Annotated in this window: 11 protein-coding genes, 1 rRNA gene, 1 pseudogene and 1 riboswitch; of the genes and pseudogenes, 1 reads left to right on the forward strand and 12 read right to left on the reverse strand. The window is 69.1% G+C overall.

Translation table 11 applies throughout. The features are described from left to right. Positions 1-35: 35 nt before the first annotated feature. Positions 36-2,921 (reverse strand): aminomethyl-transferring glycine dehydrogenase, encoded by a 2,886-nt coding sequence (gene gcvP / locus ACH41F_RS31600; protein ID WP_398838543.1) that lies wholly within the window; start codon positions 2,919-2,921, stop codon positions 36-38. Between the two features lie 173 nt (positions 2,922-3,094). Next, positions 3,095-3,191, reverse strand: a riboswitch (glycine riboswitch). A 129-nt stretch (positions 3,192-3,320) separates the two neighbouring features. Here gcvP and ACH41F_RS31605 point away from each other — a divergent pair. Then, the gene (locus ACH41F_RS31605; RefSeq protein ID WP_398838545.1) at positions 3,321-3,698 is read left to right on the forward strand and encodes a PRC-barrel domain-containing protein; all 378 of its coding nucleotides are present in this window, start codon (positions 3,321-3,323) and stop codon (positions 3,696-3,698) included. Here ACH41F_RS31605 and ACH41F_RS31610 read toward each other — a convergent pair. The 11 genes and pseudogenes from ACH41F_RS31610 to rrf all read right to left on the reverse strand — a co-directional run. Beyond that, positions 3,614-5,102 (reverse strand): annotated as a pseudogene (locus tag ACH41F_RS31610) (DNA polymerase IV). The gene ACH41F_RS31605 and the pseudogene ACH41F_RS31610 sit on opposite strands and share 85 nt — an antisense overlap. 57 nt (positions 5,103-5,159) lie before the next feature. Continuing rightward, positions 5,160-5,807 (reverse strand): MerR family transcriptional regulator, encoded by a 648-nt coding sequence (locus tag ACH41F_RS31615; RefSeq protein WP_391237161.1) that lies wholly within the window; start codon positions 5,805-5,807, stop codon positions 5,160-5,162. A 255-nt stretch (positions 5,808-6,062) separates the two neighbouring features. Continuing rightward, a complete protein-coding gene (locus ACH41F_RS31620) occupies positions 6,063-6,536 on the reverse strand; it encodes a bifunctional nuclease family protein (RefSeq protein WP_004002801.1) in 474 nt (157 codons plus the stop codon). A 77-nt stretch (positions 6,537-6,613) separates the two neighbouring features. Continuing rightward, the gene (locus ACH41F_RS31625; protein ID WP_398838547.1) at positions 6,614-7,351 is read right to left on the reverse strand and encodes a MerR family transcriptional regulator; all 738 of its coding nucleotides are present in this window, start codon (positions 7,349-7,351) and stop codon (positions 6,614-6,616) included. 45 nt (positions 7,352-7,396) lie between these two features. Beyond that, on the reverse strand, positions 7,397-8,290 hold the full coding sequence (locus ACH41F_RS31630) for an FHA domain-containing protein (protein WP_391237168.1): 894 nt from the start codon (positions 8,288-8,290) through the stop codon (positions 7,397-7,399). A 61-nt stretch (positions 8,291-8,351) separates the two neighbouring features. Beyond that, a complete protein-coding gene (locus tag ACH41F_RS31635; protein WP_398838549.1) occupies positions 8,352-9,218 on the reverse strand; it encodes a DUF881 domain-containing protein in 867 nt (288 codons plus the stop codon). A 5-nt stretch (positions 9,219-9,223) separates the two neighbouring features. Beyond that, positions 9,224-9,556, reverse strand: a complete 333-nt coding sequence (locus ACH41F_RS31640; RefSeq protein WP_003988855.1) for a small basic family protein — start codon at positions 9,554-9,556, stop codon at positions 9,224-9,226. Beyond that, positions 9,553-10,458 (reverse strand): DUF881 domain-containing protein, encoded by a 906-nt coding sequence (locus tag ACH41F_RS31645; protein WP_391237174.1) that lies wholly within the window; start codon positions 10,456-10,458, stop codon positions 9,553-9,555. The genes ACH41F_RS31640 and ACH41F_RS31645 overlap by 4 nt, the downstream gene beginning before the upstream one ends. A gap of 98 nt (positions 10,459-10,556) precedes the next feature. Next, a complete protein-coding gene (locus ACH41F_RS31650) occupies positions 10,557-13,052 on the reverse strand; it encodes a sugar phosphate nucleotidyltransferase (RefSeq protein ID WP_391237177.1) in 2,496 nt (831 codons plus the stop codon). Positions 13,053-13,164: 112 nt separating this feature from the next. Next, entirely contained in the window at positions 13,165-13,773 is a 609-nt protein-coding gene (locus tag ACH41F_RS31655; RefSeq protein WP_398838552.1) for a CDP-alcohol phosphatidyltransferase family protein, read from the reverse strand. A 108-nt stretch (positions 13,774-13,881) separates the two neighbouring features. Then, a 5S ribosomal RNA gene (gene rrf / locus ACH41F_RS31660) occupies positions 13,882-13,976 on the reverse strand; the annotation flags it as partial.

Here is a 13,976-nt window from a genome sequence, read left to right on the forward strand (position 1 = left end):
CCGCGCAAACGCAGGGCCCTTCCCGACGAACCGGCTCAGTCGTCGTAGGCGTCCATCGGAGGGCAGGAGCACACCAGGTTCCTGTCACCGAAGGCCTGATCGATCCGGCGCACCGGCGGCCAGTACTTGTCCGCCGGCGACACCCCGGCCGGGAACACGGCCTCCTCGCGCGTGTACGCGTGCTCCCACTCACCGCCGAGCGCCCGCGCGGTGTGCGGCGCGTTCCGCAGCGGGTTGTCCTCGGCGGGCCAGTGGCCGGAACCGACCTTCTCGATCTCCCCGCGGATGGCGATCATCGCCTCGCAGAATCGATCCAGCTCGATGAGGTCCTCGGACTCGGTCGGCTCGATCATCAGCGTCCCGGCCACCGGGAACGACATCGTCGGCGCGTGGAAGCCGTAGTCGATGAGCCGCTTGGCGACATCGTCGACGCTGACCCCGGTCGCCTTGGTCAGCGGCCGCAGATCGATGATGCACTCGTGCGCGACCAGCCCGCCGGGCCCGGTGTAGAGCACCGGGTAGTGCGGTTCGAGCCGCTTGGCGATGTAGTTGGCGCTGAGCACCGCCACCTGCGTGGCGCGCTTGAGCCCCTCGCCGCCCATGAGCCGGACATAGCTCCAGGAGATCGGCAGGATCCCCGCGGAACCCCAGGGCGCGGCCGAGATCGGCCCCACACCGGTCTCCGGCCCGGCGGCGGGCTGGAGCGGGTGGTTGGGCAGGTACGGCGCCAGGTGGGCGCGCACCCCGACCGGCCCGACACCGGGGCCGCCGCCGCCGTGCGGGATGCAGAAGGTCTTGTGCAGGTTCAGGTGAGAGACGTCGCCGCCGAAATGGCCCGGCTTGGCGAGCCCGACGAGCGCGTTGAGGTTGGCGCCGTCGACGTACACCTGACCGCCGGCCTCGTGCACCTGCGCGCAGATGTCGGCGACGTGCTCCTCGAACACCCCGTGCGTCGAGGGATACGTGATCATCAGCACGGCCAGCTCGTCGCGGTACTGCTCGATCTTGGCCCGCAGGTCCTCGACGTCGATCTCGCCGTCCCCGGCGGTCCGCACGACGACGACCTTCATCCCGGCCATGACCGCGCTCGCGGCGTTGGTGCCGTGCGCGGAGGACGGGATCAGACACACGGTCCGCTGCTCGTCCCCGTTGGCCCGGTGGTATCCGCGGACGGCGAGCAGCCCGGCCAGCTCACCCTGCGACCCGGCGTTGGGCTGAAGGCTGACCTTGTCGTACCCGGTGACCTCGGCGAGACGTTCCTCCAGCTCCCGGATGAGCGTGAGGTAGCCCTGCGCCTGCTCGGCGGGCGCGAAGGGGTGCAGCTGACCGAACTCGGGCCAGGTGACCGGCTCCATCTCGGTGGTCGCGTTGAGCTTCATCGTGCAGGAGCCCAGCGGGATCATGCCGCGGTCGAGCGCGTAGTCCCGGTCGGCCAGCCTGCGCAGGTACCGCAGCATCGCCGTCTCGGACCGGTGCTGGTGGAAGACCGGGTGGGTCAGGAAGTCGTCGCCGCGCAGCAGCGCCTCGGGCAGGGCGTCCTCGGTACCGGCGTCCAGCGCCTCGATGTCGGCCTCGACCCCGAACGCCGCCCACACGGCACGCAGCTGGTCGCGCGTGGTGGTCTCGTCGCAGGAGAGGGAGACCCGGTCGGCGTCCACGAGGTGCAGGTTGACGCCGTTCTCGCGCGCCGCGGCGACGACCTCGGCGGCCCGGCCCGGCACCCGCGCGGTGACCGTGTCGAAGTAGGCGCCGTGCACGACCTCGACACCGCCGGCGGCGAGCCCCGCGGCGAGGACGGTCGCGTAGCGGTGGGTGCGCCGCGCGATGTCCTTCAGACCGTCGGGACCGTGGTAGACGGCGTACATGCCGGCCATGACGGCGAGCAGCACCTGCGCGGTGCAGATGTTGCTGGTGGCCTTCTCACGGCGGATGTGCTGCTCACGGGTCTGGAGGGCCAGCCGGTACGCCTTGTGCCCGTCCGCGTCCACGGAGACGCCGACGAGACGTCCGGGCAGGCTGCGCGCGAACTTCTCACGCACCGCCATGTAGCCGGCGTGCGGTCCGCCGAAGCCCATCGGCACACCGAAGCGCTGGGTGGTCCCGACCGCGATGTCGGCGCCGAGCTCCCCGGGCGACTTCAGCAGCGTCAGCGCGAGCAAGTCCGCGGCGACGGTGACCAGGGCACCCAGCTCGTGCGCCTGCTCGATCAGGGGCTGGAGGTCCCGTACGGCACCGGAGGCGCCGGGGTACTGGACGAGCACGCCGTTGATCTCACGCTCGGCGATCTCGGCCGGAATGCCGTCGCTGAGGTCGGCGACCACGACCTCCACACCGGTCGGCTCGGCACGGGTCTCGATCACGGCGATGGTCTGCGGCAGGGCGTCCGCGTCGACCAGGAAGAGCCCCTTCTTGTTCTTGCCCATGCGCCGGGACAGCGACATCGCCTCGGCGGCCGCCGTGCTCTCGTCGAGCAGCGAGGCACCGGAGGTGGGCAGTCCGGTCAGGTCCGCGACCATGGTCTGGAAGTTGAGCAGGGCCTCGAGCCGCCCCTGCGAGATCTCGGGCTGGTACGGCGTGTAGGCCGTGTACCAGGCCGGGTTCTCCATCACGTTCCGCAGGATCACGGGCGGCGTGAAGGTCCCGTAGTACCCGAGCCCGATCATGGAACCGAGCACCTGGTTGCGGTCGGCGAGCGAACGGAGCTCGGTGAGCACCTCCGCCTCGGTGCGTGCACCGGGCAGGTCGAGCGCGTCGGCGTTCTTGATCACATCCGGCACCGCGGCGGCGGTGAGCTCGTCCAGCGAGCCGTAACCGACCTGCGCGAGCATCTTGGCCCGCGCCTCCTGGTCGGGCCCGATGTGGCGCTGCTCGAACGGGATCCCCTGTTCGAGTTCGGTGAGCGGAGTGCGATGGGCGGTCATTACGGAGGCCTCCTGGTCTGACACGACCTTCGACGGGCACCACGGTGCGGGTACCCGGACGGCCTCCCCCTCTGTCATCTCAACCTGAGAGCTTCACCGGGACCCCGAAGGCTCCCGGCTTTCACCGTCGGTGAGAGCGGAAGCCATGCACCCGCCCTGCTTTCCAGAGTGGCCTCGTCCGTGCGGTACGTGTGCCTGAGAGATTCCGGGGAGGATTTGCTCCTTCGGCGCCCCCGAACGGTGTCCGGAGGACTCTCCCGCACAGGGTCGGCAGCCGCTTGTCAGCCTAGCAGCGAGGTCAACGCGGCTCCCTCGAGATCCCCTCGAGTGGCCACAGTCACCAAACTGCTCTTTCGTAGTGCTTACGGATGAAGCGAGCCGCGACCACGTGGAGGGCCCGTGCAGACCGACATCGATCCGCGGAACCTGATCGGCCGCAAGGCCTTCGACCGCAACGGCACCAAGATCGGCACGATCGACGAGATCTACCTCGACGACGCCACCGGCCAGCCCGAGTGGGCGGCCATACGCACCGGCCTGTTCAGCAGGGACGCCTTCGTCCCCCTGGAGCCCAGCGAACTGGTCGAGGGCACGCTGAGGGTCCCCTTCGAACGAGCCCTGATCAAGGACGCCCCCGACTTCGGTGTGGGCCGCCACCTCTCCCCCGACCAGGAACTCCAGCTCTACCACCACTACGGCCTCGACGTGGCCCCACCGCCCCCCTTCCCGGACCACGACTTCGGCAGGCTGGCGGGCACGGAGGACGCGGAAGCCTGACGCCCCCGCCGACCGAGCGGCCCGACATCACGCGCCTCACCCCGCGTCCGGCACAGACCCCGACGCACCACACACGACGGACACCAGCGGCAACGGCTCGGCCACGGACAACGCGGGGTCGTCCACGGAGAAGGTCCGCACCCGCCCGGGCACGGAGTCCGGCGTCTCGAACCGCACCGTCACCCGCCCCAGCCCACTGCCCTGCACCCACCCGTGCCCGAACTCCTCGTGCCGCACGTCGTGTCCCGAGACCCACCGCCGCTCGACCGGCACCGCCACCTCCACCTCGGCGCCCTCCTCCTGCGGCTCCTCCTGCGCGAGCTCCCGTTCCCCGGCGGCCTGGGCGAACAGATCCTCCTGCGTGTAGTCGGCGAGCCCGCTCACCCCGACCCCCAGCAACCGCACACCGCCGGTCGTGTCCACGGATTCCAGCAACCGGGCCGCGGCCTCCCGCACCACAGCCGGGTCGTCGGTCGGCCCCCGCAAGGTCTCGGACCGGGTCAAGGTGGAGAAGTCGTACCGCCGCACCTTCAGCACGATCGTCCGCCCCGACAACCGGGCCTCGCGCAACCGCCGCACGCACCGGTCCGCCAGCCGCTGCACCTCCAGGCCCACCCGCAGCCGGTCATGGATGTCCACGTCGTAGGTGTCCTCGACCGACACGGACTTGGTCTCCCGCTCCGCCACCACAGGCCGCTCGTCGTACGCCATCGCCATCGCGTACAGCCCGTGCCCATGGGCCTTCCCGAGCAGCCGTACGAGCTCGTCCTCGCCCGCCTCCACGATCTCCTCGACCGTGTGGATCCCGGCCCGCCGCAGATGGTCCCCGGTGGCCGGCCCCACCCCCGGCAGGATCCGCACCGACATGGGCCCGAGCATGGCCCGCTCGGTCCCCGGCTCGATGACCACCAGCCCGTCCGGCTTGGCCTGCTCCGAGGCGATCTTCGCGAGCATCTTGGAGGCGGCGAGCCCGACCGACCCCGTGAGCCCGGTGACCGCCCGTATGTCGGCGCGCAGCTTCGTCCCGGCCAGCCGCGCCGACTCCTCGTCCCAGGCCGTCTCCCCGGCCTCCAGGTCCACGAACGCCTCGTCGAGGCTCAGCGGCTCCACCAGCGGCGACAGCTCCCGCAGCAGCCCCATCACCTGCTCGCTGATCGACCGGTAGAACCCGAAGCGCGGCACCAGGTACGCGGCGTTCGGCGCGAGCCGCCGCGCCTGCGCCATCGGCATCGCGGAGTGCACACCGAACACCCGGGCCTCGTACGACGCCGTGGCCACCACCCCGCGCGGCCCCAGCCCGCCCACCACGACGGCCTTGCCGCGCAGACTCGGCTTGGAGGCCTGCTCCGCCGAGGCGAAGAAGGCATCCATGTCGAGATGCAGGATCGTGGGCGCGGTTCTCACATCTCCGATGCTGCCCTACGCCACTGACAATGCCCCGTCGCGAGGGCGGAGCGGCCCTCAGACCGCCCGGTTGCGCCGACGCGCCAGCTCGTCCGCGGGGTTGGGCCCGACCAGGGTCTCGCCGGTGTCGATCCGCTCCCCGTGCAGCTGCGACAGCGCGCTCTCCACGTCCCGCCACACGACACCCACGGCGATACCGAAGATCCCCTGGCCGCCCTGGAGCAGCGCGTGGACCTCGTCCGGCGAGGTGCACTCGTAGACCGTGGCGCCGTCGCTCATCAGCGTCATGCGCTCCAGGTCCCGGAACCCGCGCTCCCGCAGGTGCTGCACGGCGGTCCGGATGTTCTGCAGGGACACCCCGGTGTCCAGGAACCGCTTGACGATCTTCAGGACGACGACGTCCCGAAAGCTGTACAGGCGCTGCGTCCCCGACCCGTACGCGGGCCGCACACTCGGCTCCACGAGCCCGGTGCGCGCCCAGTAGTCCAGTTGCCGGTAGGTGATGCCGGCGGCAGCGCAGGCCGTCGGCCCGCGGTAGCCGATCTCCTCGGACGCCATGGACGTCGCCCCTCCGCCGCTGGTCGGCACGGCTGCCGGTCGCTGCGGAACACGGTCGGCCGCGCTGCTGTGAAGCGGGTACGGACCGCCGGCTCCGAGACTGCGCCCCGGAGCTCCCCCAGCCGTACCGTCGCCGCTGCTTCTCACGCCGACCTCCGTCCTTGACCTGCCTTCTCGACGGTAGGCAGTCACCAGGGGTGCGTCAACGATCGCCACACTCGGCACGCCGAGTGATAATCACCCAAGGAGTGGTTTCCCGCACCCCACCGCGGGGAAAGGCTAGCCGAATGCGCTCGAGGCGGGCCGCAGGACGCTCTCACGCGCCGGTGGCAAATGCCGGCATTTCACCGGTCACCGGACACCACCGGCCCACCGACCTCTGTCCGCGGGGCCAAAGACGCCTCACTGGCTGCTCGTGCCGAAGTCCTCGGGGGAGATCTGGTCGAGGAACTCGCGGAACTTCTCCACCTCGTCCTCCTGCTCGTCCGGGATCGCGATGCCCGCGTCGTCGAGCACACCGTCACTGCCGTAGATCGGCGTCCCGGTGCGCAGCGCCAGCGCTATGGCGTCGGAGGGGCGGGCGCTCACCTCGACGCCGCTGGCGAAGACCAGCTCCGCGTAGAAGACGCCCTCACGCAGGTCCGTGATGCGCACTTCGGTGAGCTCCTGGCCGACGGCCTCCAGCACGTCCTTGAACAGGTCGTGGGTCAGCGGTCGTGCGGGGGCCATGCCCTGCTGGGCGAAAGCGATCGCCGTCGCCTCCCCCGGCCCGATCCAGATGGGGAGGTAGCGGTCGCCTCCCACTTCACGCAGGAGCACGATCGGTTGGTTGGAGGGCATTTCGACCCGGACACCTACGACATCGAGCTCGTTCACACAGCAACCCTAGGCCGTGCCCGGGATGTTTGGGTAGTCGGGCAGGAAACGGGTGACGGATCCGGCGCCCGGGGACCTCAGGGCAGACGCACACCGAGGGCGGTCTGCACCAGGGCGGCGTGCAGCCGCACCGTGAGCCCCGCCAGTTCCTTCGTACGCGCTTCCGCGTGCGCCCGGGTCTGCGGATTGCGATGCCGCTTCAGCGGGGCCACCACCTGGTCCACCAGCCCGGCCTGACGGTCGGCCGCGGCCTTCATCGCGCGCAGATGCCGCGGCTCGATCCCGAATCGCCCGAGTTCCGCGACGAGCGCCGCCACGGTGACCGCCTCCGCGTCGTACGCGCCGTCCGCCAGCGGGGCGATGAGCCCGTACGACTCCCACTCCTCCAGCTCCCGCTCACCGATCTCGGCCGCCGCGAGCAGCTCGGACCGTCCGATCCGTGCCGCGGTGGGCGCCTCCGAGGGCTCGGACGAGGTCTCTCCGTCCCGCTGCCGCCCCACGACGGGCAGCACGACGGCCTCGCCGCGCTCCATGGCGTCCAGGTGCTCTCGGATCACCTTGAGCGGCAGGTAGTGGTCCCGCTGCATCCTCAGGACGTGACCGAGGCGCTGGACGTCCTGGGCGCTGAACTTGCGGTACCCCGAGGGAGTCCGACGCGGCTCGATCAGCCCCTCGGACTCCAGGAAGCGGATCTTGGAGATGGTGACCTCGGGGAACTCGTCACGCAGCACGTTCAGCACCGTGCCGATGCTCATCAGCCCACTGTCCGCGGCGGCGGCACCGTCCCGGGCACCGCCGCTCGGTGTTTGAAGCATGGATCTTCCCTGGGGGTCTCCCCCCGGACGGAGCCCGGGGGCGGGTCAGTAGCCCCGCTGGCTCGCGTAGAAGACCAGCCGGTACTTGCCGATCTGCACCTCGTCACCGTTGTGCAGCGGCACCGAGTCGATGCGCTCACGGTTGACATAGGTGCCGTTGAGGCTGCCGACATCGCTCACCGTGAACGAACCGTCCGGCTGGCGACGGAACTCCACATGCCGGCGCGAGACCGTCACGTCGTCCAGGAAGATGTCACTCTGCGGGTGACGCCCGGCGGTGGTCAGGTCACCGTCCAGCAGGAACCGGCTGCCCGAGTTCGGTCCGCGGCGCACCACCAGGAGGGCGGAACCCAGCGGCAGCGCGTCGACGGCCGCCTGCGCCTCCGGGGAGAGCATGGGCATCTGCGTCTGGCCGGTCGCCTCGGCGTCGTAGGCCTCGAGACCGGAGATGGAGATCGTGGAGGTCGTCTCGGACGGCCGCTCGGCCGTGCCCCGCAGCGGAGCGCCGCAGTTGGAGCAGAAGCGGCTGTTCTCCGCGTTGCGGTTACCGCACCTCGTACACACCAGGGCCGACATGGAAAACTCTCCACCCGTACTCGAGGTCGACGGTTGCCCGAAACCTATGCCGCCGGACTGCGCAGGGTCAACAGACGGCGCGCCCTGACCTCCGGGAACGTCGCCGCCCAGCTGGTCCCGGAACAACGGGCGCTGGCCCTCCGCGTCGGGCTGTGCGCGATGACGAGCGGTCGCGTTGGCATTGTCGCTGCCCTCTCGCGCGCTCTTGCCGAACAACTTCGCAAACAACTTCACGGGCGATTCCCCTTGACCGAAACAGACCCGCCCGTGGGGCAGGACGAACCCTGACTGCATACACCGGCCGACCCGGACATCCTGACAACGTCCGTATCCACCTGACAGTTTCCACCACGCACCACCCAATCGGTGCGCCGACCCCCCGCAACCTCATGCCCTGGCCGGACGTCCCGCATGCACCCGCGGTTCACCGGGAGGACGACCGAGCGTAGTCAGGCTGCTTCGCCGCTCGCAAGGCGTCCACGACGATCTTGGCAGACCGCTCGACGGTCACGGTGGCCTGCTCCTTCTCAAGAGTCTGCACCACGCCTCCAGGGATGTTGAGCGCCGGTTCGAGGTCCTGCGGCTTGCCGATGACCTGGAAACGATAGGGCGCGTTGATCTTGTTCCCGTCGACGCTCACGCTCTTGTCCGAGTCGGTGAGATAGGTGCTCGCGACCACCCGCACCCCGTTCACCTGGATCGCCTCGGCGCCCGCCGCACGCAGCTCCTGGATCGCGTCGAGCAGCATGTCTGCCTCGACCGTCCCCTTGGTGTCGTCGATCGTCATCGTGATGCCGGGCCCCTGGGCGGCCACCGTGCCCGCCAGGATGCCGAGCTGCCTCTCCTTCTCCAGCGTCTGCTTGCGGGCCTCCTCCGCCTGGTCCGAACTGTTCTCCAGCTCGTCCCGCTGCTTCTCCAGGCCCGCCTTCTCGTCCTCAAGACGCTGAGTTCGGTCATCCAGTTCATCGAGAATGCGAACAAGATCTTCCTGGCGTGCACCGCGCAGGGCACTGTCGCCGTCGCTGTTCGACGCCACCTGCACGGCCAGGCCGAAGCCGAGGCCGAACAGCAGCACCGCGACGATGAGTTGGGCCCGGGTCACCCGCGGCGGCCACAGGCCCTGCACGAGCCGTTCACGGCCCGTCAGATCGGCCTTGCGCTCCGGCTCGTGCTCCGCCTCCCGCACCGCGGCCGGCTCGGCGGGCCCGGCGGCCTCGGGGACCGTCGCGGGCACCTCCTCGGGCAGTTCCCTGCGCAGCCGGTTCTCCGGCGTCTCGTCCTGGTTGCTCATCGGTGTCACGCCCGGAACACGTGCCGACGGATCGCCGCGGCGTTGGAGAAGATACGGATACCGAGGACGACCACGACACCCGTCGAGAGCTGGGCTCCCACGCCCAACTTGTCGCCCAGGAACACGATCAGCGCGGCGACGACCACGTTCGACAGGAACGACACCACGAAGACCTTGTCGTCGAAGATGCCGTCGAGCATGGCCCGCAGACCACCGAACACGGCATCCAGCGCCGCCACGACGGCGATCGGCAGATAAGGCTCGACGACCGCCGGAACCTCAGGCCGGACCAACAGGCCGGCCACGACTCCCACGACGAGGCCCAGTACGGCGATCACGATGTGCCCTTCTCAGTTCTCGGCTGTGCTGTACGAACGATCACACTCGGTGCTGCGGGCAGCCGGAGGTCACCCTCCGCGGAGATGCTCGTCCGGATGCCGTAGTTCTCCTGGAGGGCGTGCAGATACAACCCGTCGGCACTGTTCTGGAACGTCGTGCTCAACCGTTGCCCGTCCCCCACCGCCAGCACCGTGTACGGCGGCACCAGCGGCCTGTTGTCGACCAGTATCGCGTCCCCCGCGGCCCTGATCGCCGACAGCGCCGTGAGCCGCTGCCCGTTGATCGAGATGGCCTCGGCGCCCGACTCCCACAGTCCGTTGACCACGCGCTGCATGTCGCGGTCCCGTACCCGCCCGGTGTCGGAGAACCCGGAGGTCTCGCGCGGGTTGCCGTCTCCGCCGGTGGTGGACTCCTTGGCGTCGTCCACGACCAGTTTGACGCCGGGACCGTGCACCGCCGTGGCCCCCGACAGGACGCCGACGAGGTCCGCCTGGCCGCTGCCGCCGCTGTCCCGGAGGGCCTCGCGCTGCCGTGCGCTGACGTCGTCACGCAGTTCGTCGACGCTGTCCTCGAGCGTGTCCGCCGCGTCCGTCTCCCGGTCGATGCGGTCGATGAGTTCCTCGCGCTCCTTGGCCACGACCGGAGCGGCCACCCGTGCCTGCGCGGCCCCGACGGTGACGACCAGGGCGGCGAGCACCAGTCCGGCGGCCAGCCCGAGCTTCGCCCGCAGCGTCTTCGGCAGCCCGGCGTCACCCGCGGCCCGCTTCCGCTCGGCCGCTTCCGCGTAGCCGTCGTCGAGGCTGTGGTCCATGACGTTCGTGAGCAGCGACATGGACGCGTCCGGGCGCGAGGGGCGCGTGGGGGTGCTCCGAACGGGGGGCTGCTGCGGCATGCCGCACATCGTCGCACGTCGGGCCCGCTACCTCCGAATGGCCCCACCGACGTGCCGGACAGGCGCCCTTGGGGACACCTGTCCGGCACGTACGCGTGCGACGTTCGTCAGCGGCCGGCGCTGTCCACGACCGCCGCCCACTCGTCGAGCAGGGCCTGCGCGGAGGCGTCGTCCGGACCTTCCGCCCAGAGATGAGTGACCGCCTCGGCCGGGTCGGGCAGCACCATCACCCAGCGCCCGTCCGTCTCCACGACCCGGACACCGTCCGTCGTGTCGACAAAGCGATCCCCGGCCGCCTCCACGACCCGGCGCATGACAAGGCCCTTGACCGCCCAGGGAGTCGCCAGATCCCGCTTGAGCACATGCGCCCGCGGAATCCGCGCATCGATCTGGCTGAGCGTGAGCTGCGTCCGCGCCACCAACCCGATGAGCCGCACGAACGCCGCCGTACCGTCGAACACGCTGCTGAACTCCGGGACGATGAAGCCACCCTTGCCATCGCCGCCGAAGATGGTCGACTCATCGCGCCCGACCCGTGTCAGGTCATCGGGCGACGTGGTCGTCCACTCCACCTGCGTCCCGTGGTACGCCGCCACCTGCTCGGCGATCCTCGTGGTGGTCACCGGCAGCGCCACACGTCCACTGCGACGCTCCGCGGCCACCAGGTCGAGCATGACGAGCAGCGCCCGGTCGTCCTCGATGATCCGCCCCTTCTCGTCGACCAGCGAAAGCCGCTCGCCGACGGGGTCGAAGCGCACGCCGAACGCGGCTCGCGACGACGCCACGATCTCCCCGAGCCGCACCAGCCCGGAGCGCCGCACATCGCCCGTCTCCGTCGGCCGCGACTCGTCCAGCCCCGGGTTGACGGTCAGCGAGTCCACCCCGAGCTTGCCCAGCAGGCTGGGCAACACCAGTCCGGCGCTGCCGTTCGACGCGTCGACGACGACCTTCAGCCCGGACTCGGCGATCCCCGTCGTGTCGACGTTCCGCAACAGCGATCCGGTGTACGAGTCGAAGACGCTCGCCGGGAAGTGCAGATCCCCGATCTCACCAGGGAAGGCTCGCCGGTACTCCTGTCGCGCGAACACCCGGTCCAGCTTGCGCTGACTGCCCTGCGACAGGTCCGCGCCCCGCCCGTCGAAGAACATGATGTCGACGGAGTCCGGCACCCCCGGAGTGGTCCGGATCATGATCCCGCCCGCACTGCCCCGCGCGGTCTGCTGACGGGCGACGGGCAGCGGTACGTTCTCCAGGTCCCGTACGTCGATGGCGCTGGCCTGCAGCGCCGAGATGACCGCCCGCTTCAGCGCACGCGCACCACGGGAGTGGTCACGCGCCGTGGTGACAGTGGACCCCTTCTTCAGGGTCGTCGCATAGGCACCGGCGAGGCGGACCGCGAGCTCGGGAGTGATCTCCACGTTCAGAATGCCCGAGACACCGCGCGCCCCGAAGAGATGCGCCTGCCCGCGGGACTCCCAGATCACCGAGGTGTTGACGAAGGCGCCGGCCTCGATCGTCTTGAACGGGTAGACCCGCACGTTGCCCTGAATGATCGATTCTTCGCCGATCAGGCACTCGTCACCGATGACGGCGCCGTCCTCGATCCTGGCCGCGCGCATGACGTCGGTGTTCTTGCCGACCACACAGCCGCGCAGATTGCTCTGCTGCCCGACGTACACGTTGTCGTGCACGACGGCCTTGTGCAGAAACGCCCCGCTCTTCACGACCACGTTGGAACCCACGACGGTGTGTTCCCGGATCTCGGCCCCGGCCTCGACCTTGGCGTAGTCCCCGATGTAGAGCGGGCCGCGCAGAACGGCGTCCGGATGCACCTCGGCACCCTCGGCCACCCACACCCCCGGCGACAGCTCGAAACCGTCGATGTCGACGTCGACCTTGCCCTCCAGGACATCGGCCTGCGCCTTCACATAGCTCTCGTGGGTACCGACGTCCTCCCAGTAGCCCTCGGCGATGTAGCCGTAGATCGGCTTGCCTTCCTTCATCAGCTGCGGGAAGACATCACCGGACCAGTCGACCGGCACATCGGCCTCGACATAGTCGAAGACCTCGGGCTCCATCACATAGATGCCGGTGTTCACCGTGTCGGAGAAGACCTGGCCCCAGGTCGGCTTCTCCAGGAAGCGCTCGACCTTGCCCTCTTCATCGACGATGGTGATACCGAATTCCAGCGGGTTGGGCACACGCGTCAGACAGACGGTGACCAGCGCGCCCTTCTCCTTGTGGAAAGCGATCAGCTCAGTGAGGTCGAAGTCGGTCAGGGCATCACCGGAAATGACGAGGAAAGCATCGTCCTTCAACGCCTCTTCGGCGTTCTTGACGCTTCCGGCGGTACCGAGTGGCTTCTCCTCATTGGCATAGGAGAGCTCCATCCCGAGCTCCTCGCCGTCACCGAAGTAGTTCTTGACCAGAGAGGCCAGGAACTGCACGGTGACAACGGTCTCGTTGAGCCCATGCCTTTTGAGCAGCCGCAGAACGTGCTCCATGATCGGGCGGTTGGCCACGGGCAGGAGCGGCTTGGGCATGCTTGAGGTCATAGGGCGAAGGCGTGTGCCTTCGCCTCCGGCCATCACGACGGCCTTCATGTCGGAAGCGTCCTCCTCTAAGAAATGACGGTCCAGCCGACTACACCCGCCTATTGTCCCGCACTCTCTCGCCGCGGGCCATCGAGCCGCTGTGGGGCGCTAATCTGCGAGGTCAATCGGCTGTAGCGTCCGCACGGACCAGACGGCGGACTTGAACCACGTAGAGGACTCCTGCCCACCAATACAGCGTTGTACCCCACCCGGCGAACGCCCATCCGAAAATAGCAGCGAGTGACGGAAGCCAGCCACTTCCGTCACTGAGCAGGAGCAACGGGAAGGCGTACATCAAGTTGAACGTGGCGGCCTTGCCCAGGAAGTTCACCTGCGGCGGAGGATAGCCGTGACGCCTGAGGATGCCCACCATCACCAGCAGAACCAGCTCACGGGCAAGAAGTGCAGCCGTCAACCAGATCGGCAGAATCTCGCGCCAGGTGAGGCCTAGCAGAGTCGAGAGAATGTAGAGCCGGTCAGCCGCGGGATCCAGGAGCCGGCCGAGGCTGCTGATCTGGTTCCAGCGCCTCGCGAGCTTGCCGTCCAGGTAGTCACTGATCCCGCTGAAAGCCAGCACCAGGAGCGCCCAGCCGTCACTCTTGGGGCCTCCGAACTCAGGCCGGAGGATCAACCACAGGAAGACGGGCACCCCGACGAGTCGCGCCATGCTGAGGATGTTGGGGATGGTGAGGACTCGATCTGTCTGGACGCGAGTCTCCTGGACCTCCACCCGGGGGCCTCCTGAGGGAAACGTGCCTACGATGCCCCCTGACCCTACCTCAACGCAAAAAAGCTCTGGCTCTTGGGCATGTGCCCAAGAGCCAGAGCTATAAAAGGAGTTCGGCGGTGTCCTACTCTCCCACAGGGTCCCCCCTGCAGTACCATCGGCGCTGTGAGGCTTAGCTTCCGGGTTCGGAATGTAACCGGGCGTTT

Source organism: Streptomyces sp. NPDC020489 (genome assembly GCF_044386545.1).
Classification (GTDB): Bacteria; Actinomycetota; Actinomycetes; order Streptomycetales; family Streptomycetaceae; genus Streptomyces.